At 60.8% G+C, this 15,330-nt stretch carries 12 protein-coding genes; 9 read left to right on the top strand and 3 right to left on the bottom strand.

Translation table 11 applies throughout. The annotated features are described in order from the left end of the window. Window positions 1-15: 15 nt before the first annotated feature. Entirely contained in the window at window positions 16-2,391 is a 2,376-nt protein-coding gene (locus FSY59_RS02495; RefSeq protein ID WP_148728404.1) for a DNA polymerase II, read from the bottom strand. Between the two features lie 286 nt (window positions 2,392-2,677). Further along, complete coding sequence (locus tag FSY59_RS02500; RefSeq protein ID WP_148728405.1) at window positions 2,678-3,970, bottom strand: Zn-dependent hydrolase; 1,293 nt, start codon at window positions 3,968-3,970, stop codon at window positions 2,678-2,680. A 90-nt stretch (window positions 3,971-4,060) separates the two neighbouring features. Between FSY59_RS02500 and FSY59_RS02505 the strand changes: the two genes are divergently transcribed. Beyond that, window positions 4,061-4,960, top strand: a complete 900-nt coding sequence (locus FSY59_RS02505; protein ID WP_255439112.1) for a LysR family transcriptional regulator — start codon at window positions 4,061-4,063, stop codon at window positions 4,958-4,960. Window positions 4,961-5,084: 124 nt separating this feature from the next. Here the strand turns inward: FSY59_RS02505 and FSY59_RS02510 are convergent, their stop codons facing one another. Beyond that, window positions 5,085-5,945, bottom strand: coding sequence for a LysR substrate-binding domain-containing protein (locus FSY59_RS02510; RefSeq protein WP_148728407.1), 861 nt, complete (start codon window positions 5,943-5,945; stop codon window positions 5,085-5,087). 95 nt (window positions 5,946-6,040) lie between these two features. Here FSY59_RS02510 and FSY59_RS02515 point away from each other — a divergent pair, with 95 nt between their 5' ends. From FSY59_RS02515 to FSY59_RS02550, 8 genes are all read left to right on the top strand, one after another. Further along, on the top strand, window positions 6,041-6,631 hold the full coding sequence (locus FSY59_RS02515) for a cysteine dioxygenase family protein (protein WP_050874515.1): 591 nt from the start codon (window positions 6,041-6,043) through the stop codon (window positions 6,629-6,631). A 100-nt stretch (window positions 6,632-6,731) separates the two neighbouring features. Next, the gene (locus tag FSY59_RS02520) at window positions 6,732-8,321 is read left to right on the top strand and encodes a rhodanese-like domain-containing protein (RefSeq protein ID WP_148728408.1); all 1,590 of its coding nucleotides are present in this window, start codon (window positions 6,732-6,734) and stop codon (window positions 8,319-8,321) included. Between the two features lie 47 nt (window positions 8,322-8,368). Then, entirely contained in the window at window positions 8,369-9,355 is a 987-nt protein-coding gene (locus FSY59_RS02525) for a Bug family tripartite tricarboxylate transporter substrate binding protein (RefSeq protein WP_370458229.1), read from the top strand. Between the two features lie 21 nt (window positions 9,356-9,376). Continuing rightward, window positions 9,377-10,609, top strand: a complete 1,233-nt coding sequence (gene metC / locus FSY59_RS02530) for a cystathionine beta-lyase (protein WP_148728409.1) — start codon at window positions 9,377-9,379, stop codon at window positions 10,607-10,609. A 747-nt stretch (window positions 10,610-11,356) separates the two neighbouring features. After that, window positions 11,357-12,898, top strand: coding sequence for a TolC family protein (locus FSY59_RS02535; RefSeq protein WP_003056910.1), 1,542 nt, complete (start codon window positions 11,357-11,359; stop codon window positions 12,896-12,898). A 17-nt stretch (window positions 12,899-12,915) separates the two neighbouring features. Continuing rightward, on the top strand, window positions 12,916-13,695 hold the full coding sequence (locus FSY59_RS02540; RefSeq protein ID WP_148728573.1) for an efflux RND transporter periplasmic adaptor subunit: 780 nt from the start codon (window positions 12,916-12,918) through the stop codon (window positions 13,693-13,695). Window positions 13,696-13,938: 243 nt separating this feature from the next. Continuing rightward, the gene (locus FSY59_RS02545) at window positions 13,939-14,403 is read left to right on the top strand and encodes a hypothetical protein (RefSeq protein WP_222864290.1); all 465 of its coding nucleotides are present in this window, start codon (window positions 13,939-13,941) and stop codon (window positions 14,401-14,403) included. Window positions 14,404-14,438: 35 nt separating this feature from the next. Beyond that, on the top strand, window positions 14,439-15,242 hold the full coding sequence (locus tag FSY59_RS02550; RefSeq protein WP_148728411.1) for a phage tail protein: 804 nt from the start codon (window positions 14,439-14,441) through the stop codon (window positions 15,240-15,242). Window positions 15,243-15,330: the final 88 nt, after the last annotated feature.

The following is a 15,330-nucleotide window of genomic DNA, read 5'->3' on the forward strand; positions in this document are numbered from 1 at the left end:
AGGCAAGGGCCGGTATCACTCAAAAAGCTCTCGCTGAGGGGATGTCAGGGTGGTGAAGTCTTCGCCCAGAGGCAACAGGATCGAGTCGGCGATCGGCTTGATCTGTTTCGCCAGATAGTGCTCGTAATCGATGCGTGAGCGGCGGACTTCCAAAGGCTCGGGGCCATTCTGGGTCATGAGGTACTGGATCCAGCCGCCGTTCTGGTATTGCCGGGGCCTGCCCATGCGGTCGTTGTACTCGTCCGCTATGCGAGCGGCACGCACCTGCGGCGGCACGTTGCTCACATAGGCGTCCAGGCGGTGCCGCAGGCGTTTGCGGTAGATGAGCAGCTCATCCTTCCTGCCCGCCAGCGTCGCCCGGGCGTACTCGATGACGAACTCGCGGTAAGGGGCGGCCTGGAAGACGCGGGAGAGCAAGCCCTCCTGGAACTGTCTTGCCAGCGGTGTCCAGTCGCTGCGTGCCATCTCCAGGCCCCGATAGATCATTGCCTCCTTGCCGTCCAGGTCGGTGCTCAGGCCGGCGTAGCGCTTCTTGCTGCCAACGTCCGAGCCCCGGATGGTGGGCATGAAGAACTTCTTGTAGTGCGTGTCGAACTCGATTTCGAGAAAGCTCTCCAGGTCTTGTTCCTGCCGCAAGGTTTGCGTCCACCAGGCGTTGATGTCTCTGGCCAGCTCCGCCGCGACGGCGTGTGCCTCCTCGTTGGTATGGGTGCGCCTGAGCCAGATGAAAATGGAGTCCGTATCCCCGTAGATGACTTCGTACCCGCGTTGCTCGACCAGATCCCGGGTGAGTTTCACCATCTCATGCCCACGCAAGGTAATTGCCGAAATCAGCTTGGGATTGAAGAAGCGGCACTCCGAAGCGCCCAGCACTCCCGCAAACGAATTCATCACCAGCTTGAGGGCCTGGGACAAGGGTTCGTTCTTGGCGCGTTTGGCCTCGTCGCGGGCTCGCCACAGCCGGGTCACGATTTCCGGCAGAGCATGCTTCTCGCGCGAGAAGAGCGTGCCCAAGGGGCCCTTGATGAGTCCTTGGGAATCGCGGGCATGCAAGCCTTCGGCCAGGCCCACGGGATCCACGAGAAAGGTTCGGATGATGGAGGGATAGAGGCTTTTGTAGTCCAGAACCACCACGGAGTCGTAGAAGCCGGGCCTGGAGTCCAGCACATAGCCGCCTGGTGAGGACTTGCCCTGGATATCGCCCACATTGGGGGCCACGTAGCCGAGGCGGTGCATGCGCGGCAGATAGTGGTGGCTGAACGAGGCGATGGAGCCGCCGAAGTGATCGAGCGGCAGGCCTGTGGCGTGGGCTCGCTCCATGGCAAACTGCAGCAGCTTCGCCTTTTCGAAGATCCGCAGAACCAGCTCGCAGTCGCGCAGGTTGTAGCTGGCGAGCGCAGGCTTGTCCTGCTGGTAGCGCCGCTCTATCTCTGCCATCTTGTCGTACTCGTCCCCGATCTCCTTTCCCTCGCCCAGGAGCTCCTGCGAGACATTCTCGAGGCTGAAGGAGGAAAAGCTCCAGACGGCGGCCCTGAGGGCCTCGATGCCGTCTATCACCGCCCGGCCCGGCATGGGAGCGAAAAGATAGCCTTGCTTGCCGGGATGGGTGCGCCACGCGATGGGCGTTCGTTCCCGCCCCGGCAGCAAAGGGATTCCGCAGTCGTCTGCCGTCTTTTGCAACACGCGCAGGTCGAACTGGATGACGTTCCAGCCAACGATGACATCCGGGTCGTTGCGCGCAAACCAGTCATTGAGCTGCTTGATCATCTCCTGGCGGCTGGAGCAATACACCAGTGCAAAGCCCGTCGTCTGCCCAGGCTCGGAAGAGGGCTGCCCGAGCATGAACACCATGCGCTCGGCCATGCCGTCCAGTGCGATCGAATACAGATCCTGGTGCTGGCTTGTCTCGATGTCCAGCGACACCACTTTGAGTGCGGGCCTGAAATCCGGTGCGGGAGCCAGCCTGCAGTCCAGCAGCGCGGCATTTTCTGTGCGTCCACCCTGCACAGTGACGCCAGCAGTGATGAAGCGCTCCATCAAATGGCGTTCATGTGGCCGGACATCGGCCTCCAGAAGAGGAATGCCTTGTTGCTGGAGAGTGCGTTCAAGCCGCCGCAATTGGCGGAAGTTTCTCGCATAGATACCCAGTACCGGCTCTTGCTGAAAACTTCTCAGTGAGAGGTTTCGCAGCTCGACTCCAGGCAGGGTTGAAAGCTGTGCATCCACCGCGGCTCTGTGCCGGGACTCGACAAAAGCCACTGAAGTCTGGGCGGTCAAAAGCACCTTCAGTGGGCCGTCATCCGTGGCCAGCCAGTATTCAAACTCGGCGCCCGCAGGTGTATCCCGCCAATTGCGGGTAAGAATGAATCCCTGGCGTTCTGGAGATGACACGAAAGATGAAGTAAGGCGAGTGTGACTGCCTTGAACCGGAATTCAAGGCCCTGATCGGGGGCGGCTGCATGAGCTTGCCGAGCAAGTCATCTGCTTTGCAGAGGCACCGGCGAAATGATACTCAGCAATCAGGGCCAGGTCTTGCAACAGCGCTGCGTTGGCCGCTGCAATTCGGACAAGTCGTTCTGTCTGAGAAGCCGACAGACCCCGAAGCCACCGAATCATGCATCCATGCATGGTCGGCAGGTATCCGGAAACCGGCTTCATCCGGAGTTTAGGAACGTCGTTAATCCATATGCTCATCCAGGTCCAGCAGGGTGGCGGCCAGCACCTGGGTGCCGGCCAAGACCTGACCGGGGGAAGCCCACTCTACAGCGCTATGGCTGCGCCCTTCAAGACAGGGGATGAAGATCATCCCCGAGTGACCCGTGCGGGCAAGGTACATGGCATCGTGGCCGGCTCCGCTCGGCATGCGCCGACAGCCCAGACCCAGCCGTCGCGCTGATCGCTCCACCGCAGCCGTAATCTGCGGCGCGCAAGGGACTGGGTCCACATGGGTGCGAGGCTCCACCCGCCAGTGCACGCCCAGTCGCTCGATAGCCGGGCCGCAGCGCCGCGCCAGTATTTCCCAGAACTCCAGCAGCAGGGGGGCATGGTTGCTGCGCACTTCCAGCGTCAGGTCCACCTGGCCAGGCACGGTGTTGCTGGCGTTGGGCGATACGTTCAAGCGACCTACCGTGGCAACCACATAGTGAGTGGTGTTGCGGCTCCACTGCAGTGCCAGGCGCTGGGCCTGGCGAATCACTATTGCCGCTGCCACGAGGGCATCGCTACGTTCATGCATGGGTGTGGTCCCCGCATGATCGGGCCGACCGTCGAAGAACAGCTGGGCACGGCGTATGCCCACGATGTCCGTCACTGCACCTATGGCCAGGCCCTCACGTTCCAGCATGGGCCCTTGTTCAATGTGCAGCTCTACAAAGGCGGCAAAGCCTTGCTGGCGGCGGTCGGCTTCGGCCAGAGCTGCAGGGCGGGCACCCAGGCGCTGCAGGGCCTGGCCCAGGGTGTCGCCCTGGCCGTCGCTGGCAGCGAGCATGTCTGCACTGAGCTGGCCGGCCATGGCGCGGCTGCCGACACAGGAGATGCCGTAGTCGCTGGGCTCTTCGCAGAGGAAGTCGATCACCTCGAAGGGGTGTTTCAGCGTGATGTCCGCCTCCTGCAGTGCATGCGCCACTTCCAGGCCCGCCAGCACACCCAGGATGCCGTCGAAGCGTCCGCCGGCGTTCACGGTGTCGGTGTGCGAGCCCGTGGCCAGGGGCTTCAGGTCATCGCAGCGGCCGGGGCGGCGGCCGATGAGGTTGCCGGCCGCATCCAGGCGGACCTGCAGGCCTGCGGCCTCGAAAGCTTCACGTAGCCAGTCACGTGCGGCCTGGTACTCCGGGCTGAAGGCGCGGCGGGTCCAGGGCATATCAGGGCGGGTGAATCCGGCAAGGTCTTCGAGCCGGCGCCACAGGCGGTCGCCGTCAATCGGTGGCAGGGCCGGGGCAAGGTGAGGGGAGGAGGTAGAAGCGTTCTGCATGCAGTAATCTTCGCCCGGGATTTACCAACAAGGAATCTTTTGATGTTTATGCAAGGTATTAGTGAAACTTTGGCTAATGCCCCTGGTTTGATGCTGCTGAGAAGCTTTTGCCTGGTCGTTCAGGAGCGCAGCTTTTCGCAGGCGGCAGAGCTGTTGCAGCTGTCCCAGCCGGCGGTCAGCCTGCAAGTGCGGCAACTGGAGCGTCAACTCGGTACACGTCTCATCGAACGCGTGGGGCGGCGTGCTGTACCGACGGCGGCGGGGCAGACCTTGCTTGAGCAGCTGCCTGCCGTGACCGTGGCGCTGGAGGGACTGGCACATGCGCTGAGTGCGCATGCGCGAGAGGTCAGCGGGCAGGTGCGTATAGGCACGGGCCTGACGGTGTGTCTCTATCTGCTTCCCTCCGTGCTGCGCCAGATACGGGCCAGCCATCCAGGCATCGATATCGTGGTGGTCACGGGCAATACCGAAGAGTGCGTAAAGCGCGTGGAGGACAACAGCCTGGATCTTGCCCTGGTCACCTTGCCGGTCAGTCGCCGGGCCTTGCTGGCCACACCTGTGCTGCAGGATGACCTGGTAGCCGTAGCTCGCCCGGAGATGCTGATGTCGAGTGATGCGGTTGCTGCGCGGGAGTTGAGGTCCCTGCCTCAGCTCGCCCTGCAGAAGTCAGCCAGCACGCGCGGGGTGGTCGATGCCTGGCTGCGCCGTGCTGGCGAACTCCCGCATCCTCAGATGGAGCTGGACAGTGTCGAAGCGCTCAAGGAGATGGCAGCCATAGGTCTGGGTTATGCCGTGATTCCGCGCATGGCCATGCAGGGTCGGGGAGCTCGCGATGACCTGGTGTCACGCCCTCTGACGCCCAGATTGCAACGAACACTGGCGATGGTGTTGCGCAAGGACAAGCCGCTGAGTCGTCCCCTGTCCATGGTGTGCCAGAGTATTCAGGAGCATTGTGCGCAGTGGCTGAAGCAAGCCAAGACGTGTGGCTAGCTCAAGCGGCACCACAATGGTCGAGTCTGCCCTGGCTGCAAAGCGTGGCCGAGTGCGGATCTGCGCTGTCGCGCCTGCATGGATGCCGTCGATTCGGTAGCGAGTCATGACCCATGGACGGGGTTCAAGCGCCGGGCAGCCACATGCGTGCCTTGAGGTTCTCGAATACCTGGCGTGTGATCGGATTGACTACATGGCTGCGTATATAGAGCTTGTAGACCAGATCCGGCAGCCGTGGCATGCCGTCGCCACTGCCTAGTACGCGCAGTCCGGGGTCCAGTTGTTCCACTCCGCGTGCGGTGACTCCCAGATCGGCGCGCAAGGCTGCGCGTATGCCCACCAGGCTGGTACAGGTATGGCGCGGTGTCCAGCCGATATCGGCGGCATCCAGTGCATCGCAGGCCAGGCGGCGAAAAATGCTGGGCCCGCTCGCCAGTACCAGCGGCACCGGCTTTCCGGGATCGTGCACATAGTTCGCGCCACACAACCAGACCGTGGGGCTGGAGCGGAGTGCGAAGCTCTCGAAGGTGGTGTCGTCGCGATTGGAGATCACCAGATCCAGTTCCCCTTGCTTCAGGGACTCCATCAGGAAGGGACTGCGTTCCATGTGGATGTCGATCTGCACACCGGGAAACTTCAGGGCAATCTCTTTCAACACCGGAGGAAGCATGGTGTCTGCAACGTCATGCGGCGCGCCTATCCGCACCAGACCCTCCAGATGGTGATGCCTGAGGCTGCTGATCGCTTCGTCATGGATGGCCAACATGCGTTGGGCATAGCCGAGCAGACGCTGGCCGTGTTCGGTCAAACGTTTCTGGCGCCCCTGCTTTTCAAAGAGTGTGTGTCCAACCTTGTCTTCCAGGCGCTGCATTTGCTGGGTGATTGCCGATTGCGTGCATCCCAGCTGCACGGCAGCGGCAGCGAAGCTCTGCTGACGGGCGATGGTTGCCAGCGTGCGCAGCTGGTCCAGATCCAGTGTGTAAATATATAAGATTCTCTTAAGTATATGGTTGAGTTTATGGGATTGTTTACGTTAGAGTGGCCCGCTACATTGGTTGTCATTCAACCAAGGAGTCTGCTTTGTCCACGATGAAAGAACAACGTAACAGTGCTGTCCAGACGGCAATTTTGGCAATGAAGAGCGCTATCGGCAATGATTCTGCATCGCGTCAAAGTCTTGAGGAAGTTCTTGCGCAGCTAATGGAATTGGCCGGGCAAAAGCAGCTCTGGGGGGGGGAGGATTTTCCTGCTCCCGAAGAAGGTGAACATCAGGCCCGCTACCTGATTGCCGAAGATGCAGACCAGAGCTACGCGCTGTACCTGAACGTGATGCGTCCAGGCAAGCGCATCGTGCCGCACAACCATACGACCTGGGCCTGTATTGCAGCGGTGGAGGGCACGGAGCACAACCGTGTCTACGAACGTACCGACGATGGATCGGTTCAGGGCAAGGCCACGCTTGAGGAAGTCGATCTGGTGGTCGTGCAGCCCGGCCACGGCATTGCCCTGATGCCCGAGGACATTCACTCCGTGGAAATCCAGGGCGAGCAGGTCATCCGTCATCTGCATATGTATGGCAGGGCGCTGGAGACCCTGAATGCCAGAACCAGCTACGACCTGCAGGCAGGCACCTGCCAGACCATGTCCATCGGTGTTCAGACGCGCCGCTGATGCGCTGCTAGGCCGCTAGGCCTTATCCCTCTTTGCCTTGCAACGCGCTCCCTGAAGCGCGTGGGCGCAGCTTTGCCTGAAATTCGCGAACTCAACTGTTATGACTCAATTCGCCAACGCCTCAACCCTCAAGTCCTGGCTCCACGACGGCCAGGAAATCGCCGTACTGGATGTTCGTGAGCATGGCCAGTACGGCGAAGCACATTTGTTCTACGGTACACCCTTGCCTTTCAGCCGCCTTGAGACCGATGCGCCGCGCCTGGTGCCACGCAAGACCGTGCGCGTGGTGGTTTATGACGGTGGAGAAATCGATACGGAAAGCGTCGCCCTGCGAGCGGCGCAGCGCTTGCAGGATCTGGGCTATACCGATGTCCATGTGCTGGAAGGCGGCACGAAAGCCTGGCAGGCTGCGGGCTATGTGCTGTTCGCCGGTGTGAACCTCCCCTCCAAAACCTTCGGTGAGCTGGTGGAGCACGCCTATGGAACGCCGCGCATCACGGCGCAGCAGCTGGCTGCCAAGCAGGCCTCGCGAGAGCCGCTCGTCATTCTCGATGGTCGGCCGGTGTCCGAGTTTCACAAGATGAACATACCCGGTGCCATATGCTGCCCCAACGGCGAACTGGCCTACCGTATCCGTTCCCTGGTGCCTGACGACAGCACGCCAGTCATCATCAACTGTGCCGGGCGTACGCGCTCTATCCTGGGTGCCCAGACCTTGATCAATCTGGGGATCTCCAACCCTGTCTATGCCCTGGAAAACGGCACTCAAGGCTGGTATCTGAACGATCTGCCACTGGAGCATGGTGGCAAAAGCCGCTACGCCGACGATTCTGGCAGCGGCATTCTGCAATCCCAGGCACAAGAGCTGGCGCAGCGTTTTGAAGTGCCTTTCGTGAGCGCACAGAAGGTTGCGCAATGGGCTGCGGATGGCGACAGAAGCCTGTTTCTCTGCGATGTACGTACGCCGGAGGAGTTTGCCGCCGGAAGTCTGCCAGGCGCGCAGCACACTCCCGGGGGGCAACTGGTCCAGGCCGGCGACCAGTTCATCGGTGTACGCGGAGCCCGGCTGGTGCTTTTCGATAGCGATGGCATACGCGCTGCAGTGATCGCCAGCTGGCTGCGCCAGATGGGGCAAGACGCGTGCGTGCTGATCGATGGCCTGCATAGTGGCCTGAGGCTGGAGAGCGCCTCCGGTCTTGCCGCACCGGAACTGCCCTTGGTGACGGTCGCCGAGCTGCGGTCCCTCCTGGAGCGCGACGAAGTCCTGCTGGTTGACCTGCGGCCAAGCATGAAATATCGCGCGGCACATATCCCGGGTGCGCTCTGGTCGATTCGTTCGCGCCTGGCCCGGAACTTGCGTGATGAAACGCGTGCCATCGTGCTGGTGGCGGATGAGCCGGCGCTGGCGCAATGGGCTTCGCTGGAGCTGCCGAAGCCCGCAGCACTGCTGCAAGGCGGAATGGCCGCGTGGCAGCAAGCCGGCTTGCCGCTGGAAGCCAGTGCCGACATTCCCCCGGACCATGATTGCATTGACTACCTGTTCTTCGTACATGACCGTCATGACGGAAACAAGGATGCCGCTCGTCGTTACCTGGCATGGGAAACCGGACTGGTTCAGCAACTCGATGCACAGGAACTGGCCGCATTTCATCTGCCCGTTCCTGCTGCCCCGCTTTCCAGCGCCGTCTGATTGCTCCGTCTGATTGCGCCAACCGCTTCACCCTACGAAAGAAAATCATGCTTGCTATTCGTTCTCTGGCTGTTGTTCTCATGGGCACCGTGCTTGTTGCGCAGGTGCATGCGCAAACCTTGGCGCAGCGCAATGGCTTTCCCAGCCAGCCGATCCGCTTTGTCTCGCCGTTTCCTCCCGGCGGTGGCAACGATGCAACCACACGCTGGGTCACCACTCGTCTGCCAGAACTCACCGGACAGCCGGCGGTTGTCGAAAACAAGGGGGGAGCGGGCGGCAATATAGGTGCCAAAGCCGTGACCGAAGCCAAGGCCGACGGATACACGCTGCTGACGGGGCAGGTTTCGCTGATGGCAGTGAACCCCACGCTGTACAGAGCGCCGGGCTTTGATCCGCTCAAGAACTTCATTCCTGTCACTCAGGTCAATGCGGCGCCTCTTGCGATCGTGGTTGCCGCTGGATCGCCTCTCAAAAGCTTTGCCGATCTGGCGGCAAAGTCCAAGGCCGAACCCGGCAAGATCACCTATGCCACGCCAGGCAACGGCACTTTGTCGCACCTGGTTGGCGTGGTTCTGGGCAAGGAAAGCAATGTGTCCATGACGCATGTGCCCTATAAGGGCGCTGGTCCGGCCATCAATGACTTGCTGGGCCAGCAGGTCGATGTGCTGATCACCTCGACCTCCTCGGTGGCGGGCATGATTCAGGGGGGTCAGATACGTGCCCTGGCAGTGACCAGCGCGCGTAGGGTAGGTGTATTCGGCAAGGTGCCGACGCTGGAGGAGTTGGGCTACAAGAACACCACCTTTGAAGACTGGTACGGCTTTTTTGCACCCGCAGGAACTCCGCCCGAGCGTGTTGCCTATCTGAACGAAGCGATTGTCAAGACGCTGCACAAACCGGAGGTCAGCAAATTGGTCACCGATGGCGGCAGTGAAGTGGTTGCGAGCACTCCCGAGGCTTTTGCTGCTCAGCTCAATAGCGACATCAAGCGCTGGAGCTACGTGGTCAAACTGTCCGGCGCCAAGCTGGATTGATGAGGAGTTCAGGGCATCACCATGACGACCAAAGACCGGCAAGCTTCGAGTGAAGGCCTGGGCACGCGGCTGGCCCACATGGGCAGGTCACCTGCCTATGAGGGTGGCTCGGCCATCAATCCGCCCATTGTTCGGGCCAGTACGGTGGTGTTTGAGAACACCCATCAGCAACGTGAAATGCGTACCCGGCGCGGGCAAGAGCGCATCTTCAGCTACGGTGCGCGCGGCACTCCCACCAGCTTTGCCCTGGAAGATGCGGTCAGTGAGCTTGAGGGAGCCTATCGCACGCGCCTTCTGCCCACGGGGCTCGCCGCAGCAGGCATGGCCTTGCTCAGCTACCTCAAGCCGGGCGATCACGTCCTCATCACTGACAGTGCCTATCAGCCTGTGCGGCACCTGACCGAGCAGTTCCTGCAACCCTACGGCATCGAATACAGTTTTTTTGCTGCCGATGGCAGCGACGCAGCCGCCCAAATGCGGCCAAACACTCGAATGCTGTATGCCGAGTGCCCAGGCTCGCTGGTGTACGAAATGTGCGACCTGCCTGCGCTTGCTGCCATGGCCCACGCGCACGGCGCGCTGGTGGCGGTCGATAACACCTGGGGATCCGGGGTGCAGTATCGCCCTCTGACGCTGGGAGCAGATATCTCGATCATGGCTGCAACCAAATATCTGTCAGGACATTCGGACGTCATGATGGGTACGGTTGCCACCACGCAGGCTGCCTGGGAGCCATTGGCCAGTCGATGCGACGCCTTCGGCATGAGTGTCAGCCCCGATGATGCATGGCTGGTTCTGCGCGGCTTGCGCACCTTGTCGGCAAGATTGCGCATGCATGAAGAACATGCTTTGACGGTGGTCCGCTGGCTGCAACAGCTGCCGGCAGTGCAAACCGTTTTCTGCCCGGCACTTCCTGCTCACCAGGGACATGAGCTGTGGCTGAGGGATTGCTCAGGTACCAACGGCCTGATCTCCTTCGAGCTCCAACCCTGCATTCCCGCCGAAGCCGTGGACCGTTTCATCGACAATCTGCAGCTGTTTGGGCTGGGGGCTTCATGGGGAGGCTATGAAAGCCTGGTCATCGCCGCAAACATGACACAGGCACGCAGCGTAACGGACTGGAGCCAGCGTGGTTCGGTGGTACGGCTGCATATCGGCCTGGAAGACCCGCAGGATCTCATCGCGGATCTGGCCCAGGCGATGGAGGGCTCGGGAATCAACGGGCTGGTCACGAAGCCTCGGATCTCGTGCTGAGTCCATGAAGGCTCTGCGGAGAGCCTTCATGCAAGTCTGGTGCCGGATTGGGGCGGACAAGCAGGATGTCGCGTTCCCAAAAAGGCTGTGCCTGGAGCCACGAGCCAAGCCAGCTCCCGAATGGAGCATGCGGCCGGATACTGGGCATCTTCAAGAAGCATGGCAGCGGTGAACACAGCGCACATGAATGCCCACTCCGGCTCAACATGCTCAAAGGCAAGAATCTCTAGGGGCCGTCGCAGCATCGGTTCAATGCGAGACCGAGACCGAGACCGAGACCGAGACCGCTAAACCAGAGTTCCTGCAAGACACCCAGCTTCTCCCCCGCCGAGATGTTCAGCGCATGTATTGCATTGAGCAACTGAAACAGCGCGGGCAGCCTCAGAGCACAGAGGCGGTGGCTGACCATGGCCGTCACAAGGCAAGGTGGCAGGGGTCGCCATCGGCGATGCAGCTGACGTCCAGTCTCGGGAAATCTGGCCTTCCTCACCCATTGCCCAGAGGTGGAGAGCCCGGATCAACACTGTTGAAACGCACCTTCCTGGTGCAAAGAAAGCAGGGCCTGGAAACAGCGCATCTGTAGGACGAAATACCTGATTTCAGTGATTGCTGTTGTGATTTTTGCTGGGTAGTATCGTGGACACATTTTTTGACAATTAAGACTTATGCATACTTTTTTAAGTTTTGCGCATGAGTTTTGCTTGGGTCTTGTTGTCAAACCGTCTTTGCCATCACCTCCTTGCAGATATGAACGCCCTTGCTCACCGCCGGCCCGAGAATCATTTTCGTGGCCGTGTCCGGCTCACGGCCTTGCTAGGCTCGGCCATCTGGCTCACCGGTTGCGCCAATCTGACCGGCCAGGCACTTTCCACGGAAGAAATTCAGTCGCAGGTTCGGGCCGATCGGCAGAGTCTTGGCAAGGACGTGGCTGCAGTGACCGGGCCGGTGAGCCTTGAAGAGGCCATTGCGCGGGCCATCAAATACAACGCGGCCCAGCGCCTGCGCGGCATGGAAGAGGCAGTGGCCCAGGGCACGGCCAATGTTGCCAGGTTCGACATGCTGCCCAAGCTGGTGGCTTCGGCCGGCTACCGCTATCGCGACAAGGACCTGATCAGCCGCAGCACGGACTCGGTCACGGGCGCGCCTTCCCTGGCCCATCCCTATATCTCCTCGGATCGTGAATCGACACTGACATCGCTGAGCTTCTCCTGGAGCCTGCTGGACTTCGGTCAAAGCTATTACGCCGCACGCCAGCATGCCGACCGCGCCCAGATCGCTGCCGAGCGCCGCCGCAAGGCCATACACACGCTGATCCAGGATGTGCGCATCGCCTACTGGCGTGTGGCTGCGGCCCAGGCGCTGGAGTCTTCTCTGCAGACCGCAGGCCAGGATGCAGACAAAGCCCTGGAAGACTCACGCAAGGTCGAGGCGGAAAAACTGCGATCCCCCATGGAGCCGCTGCGCTATCAGCGCCAGTTGCTGGAGAACATCCGCCTGCTGGAGGCCATTCAGCAGGAGCTGTCCTCCTCGCGCATCGAACTGGCTTCGTTGATGGGCGTGTCTCCTGCCGAGCTGAACCAGCCGCTGCGCGTGATCGAGCCTGCAGCCTCGAATGCCCAGCGCTGGCTGGAGCAGCCCGTGGACAAGCTGGAAGACCGGGCCCTGCTGCTGAACCCGGATCTGCGCGAGAGCCTGTACAACGCCCGTATCGCCAATGAAGAGACCAAGCGCGTCATGCTGCGCATGTTCCCCGGCCTTTCCTTCAACTACGGTGTCAACAAGAGCAGCGACAGCTATCTGATCAACGACCGCTGGCAGGATGCCGGCCTGCAGATCTCCTTCAATCTGCTGGGACTGCTGTCCCTGCCTGCACAGCGTCAGCTGGCCGATGCGGGTGTCCAGCTGGCCGATCAGCGTCGTCTGGCTACCCAGATGGCGGTATTGACACAGCTGCATGTAGCCCGTCTGCAATTTGCGAACGCCGTGCGCCAGTATGAAAGAGCACAGACCATTGCCTCCGTGGACCAGCGCCTGTCCGAGCATGTGAACAACCAGGTGCAGGCCGACAAGCTCAACGCCCTCGAGCGCGTCTCCCAGCAGACCACCACCATTCTTTCCGTGCTGCGCCGCTATCAGGCCCAGTCCAATATGCAGGCCGCCAGCTCACGTCTGCAAGCGACCCTGGGCATGGAGCCCGTGATCGAAGGCTCGGACAGCATGCCCTTGCCTGAACTCACGCAGGCGGTGGGCAAATCGCTGCAAAGCTGGGACGCAGGTCAATTCCAATGAAGTCTTGCGTGTCTCCCTTGATGTTGGGTCTGGCGCTGGGCCTGCCTCTGGGCGCTTGGGCCCAGACCGGCCCGGCAGCCCACAGTCTTCCCAGGACTCAGACCTCCCTGCCCAGCGTGCTGGATCAGCGCGAGATCCGTGCCCAGCTCGCACCGCGCCGCTACACCACCTTGGCGGCCGAAATCGGCGCCAAGGTGCAGCGCCTGCCCGTGGTGGAGGGCGGGGCCTTTCGCCAGGGCCAACTGCTGGTGCAGTTTGACTGCAGCCTGCCGCAAGCCCAGCTGAACAAGGCCCAGGCGGGTGTGGATGCCACCGAGAAGACCTGGAAGGCCAACCAGCGCCTGGCGGAGCTGAACTCTGTTGGCAAGGTGGAACTGGATATCTCCCAGGCTGAATGGAACAAGGCCAGGGCCGAAGTGGCCGCCAACCGCAGCCTGCTGAGCAAATGCCAGATCACTGCGCCCTATGCCGGTCGTGTGGCCGAACAGAAGATCCGCGAGCAGCAATATGCGCAACCGGGTCAGGCGCTGCTGGACATTCTGGACGACTCCGCGCTGGAGCTGGAGTTTCTGGTGCCCTCGCGCTGGCTGAGCTGGCTGCATTCGGGCTCGGAATTCCAGGTGCGCATTGACGAAACCGGCAAAACCTACCCTGCCAAGGTACAGCGCCTGGCCGCGCGGGTGGACCCGGTGAGCCAGTCCGTGAAGGTCAATGCGGCCATCCACGGAAAGTTCAACGAGCTGATCGCCGGCATGAGCGGGCAGGTGCTGCTGGTGCAGCCGGCAGCGCCGCAGTAGGAGCGCGTTGGCCTGGGTCTTCTGGGCCCAGCAGATGCTTTGGCGAGGCTGCATAGGTACGAGCATCAATGTATTAGAAAGTTTTCAGGTTTGAGGTACAGGAATCCGCAACCGTTATTCGCTTTGAAAGTCAACACCATGAGCACTTCTTTTCTAGCGTGTCCTTCTCTTCGCCCATCCGCCCTGTGGGCCGCAGCTTTGTTGGCCCTGGCCACACAGAACAGCATAGCGGCGGATTTCCGCTTGGCCAGTGGCGATGGTGAGCAAGCCTGCCCCGCCGGAAGCTATGCGCTGTCCATCGGCGCGGCGATGACCTATGAGGAGCAGGCATGCAAAGCCCTTGGCAGCACGGCCAGCGCCAGGCTGGCAGGAGGTGGTGTCATCAGCACTGCGGGGGGCTGGTGCCACGTTAAGCACAAGGACAGCAGCAAGCAATCCGCCACGCTGTGCTACAGCCAGCCGCTCCAGCTCCACAACAAAGACAATAGCTGCCCGGCGGGTAGCCGCTTGCTGACGGTGCCCGAGGCTGCACTGTTCAACGCCGCCGCTTGCAAGGCGCTGGAAGGCAACCAGTGGTACGTCGCTCGGTTAGCGGATGGCGGCTCCATGGGAGGCTCTGGCTACAGCTGTGGCATCAAGGACAAAGAGCCTAATGCCTTGGGCCATTCACTGTGCACCGCCGCGCCGCCGATGGATGCAGGCCGTTGATTGCAGCGTCTTCCACTTTAAACCTGAAACACACCATGAAAATTCGTTCCTTTTTGCCGCTTGATACTTGGGCAACGCGAGCCGCAGCGCTCGCCATTTTGGGTGCAGCCCCCATGGGTGATGTACTGGCCTGTGGTACGGAAGACTATACGGGTTCAGTCTGTGTGGTGGCATTCAGTTGGTGCCCTGCGGGAACTGAGCGCATGGACGGCAGAGTACTTCAAATTAATAATTATCAGGCTTTGTACAGCTTGATTGGCGTCACCTACGGTGGAGATGGCAAAAGCACATTTCAGCTGCCGGATATGCGTGGTCGTGTGTCGGCTGGATATACGTCGACAGCCGAATCGGGGTTTCCAGTCCTGCCCTTGGGTAAAAAGGACGGTAATGAATCGGTGCTATTGAAGAATACCGATATGCCTACGATTACGGGCAATATGAAAGGAACTGCATCTGGCCAAATCAGTGTGCCATTGACGGGGGCCACAGTCACTGGGCAAAGTATTTCGGGGAATGTCACCGTTAATGCATTGAATGGAAATGCAAGCCCCACTGGGGGCGTAGCAATACCGACGAATACAAATAACACAGTTGGAAAAACGGGGTCGCTTTCCAATTTTTATCCCTCAGGAAGCACCCCAATCGCGGTGCCCTCATCGCATAACCTGACGGTTTCCGGCGGAAGTGTCACCGGCCAAGCTGCCGGCGCAGTGACCATGGAAGTAACCGGCACAGTAGCGGTTGGACCAGGGCCCACAACCGCAGTGCCCACTGTTCCACCTCGGCTGGCATTGAATTACTGCATGGTCGTCAATGGTCTTTATCCGCAGCGACCTTGAATGACTGCATTGCAGCCGATGGCAGTGGCGTTTCTTTTTTTTGCAGCGTGGCATGAGTGACTTTGCGAATGGCCCAGATTGTTGCTGC

This window comes from Comamonas sp. Z3 (assembly GCF_008121565.1).
Classification (GTDB): Bacteria; Pseudomonadota; Gammaproteobacteria; order Burkholderiales; family Burkholderiaceae_C; genus Comamonas; species Comamonas brasiliensis.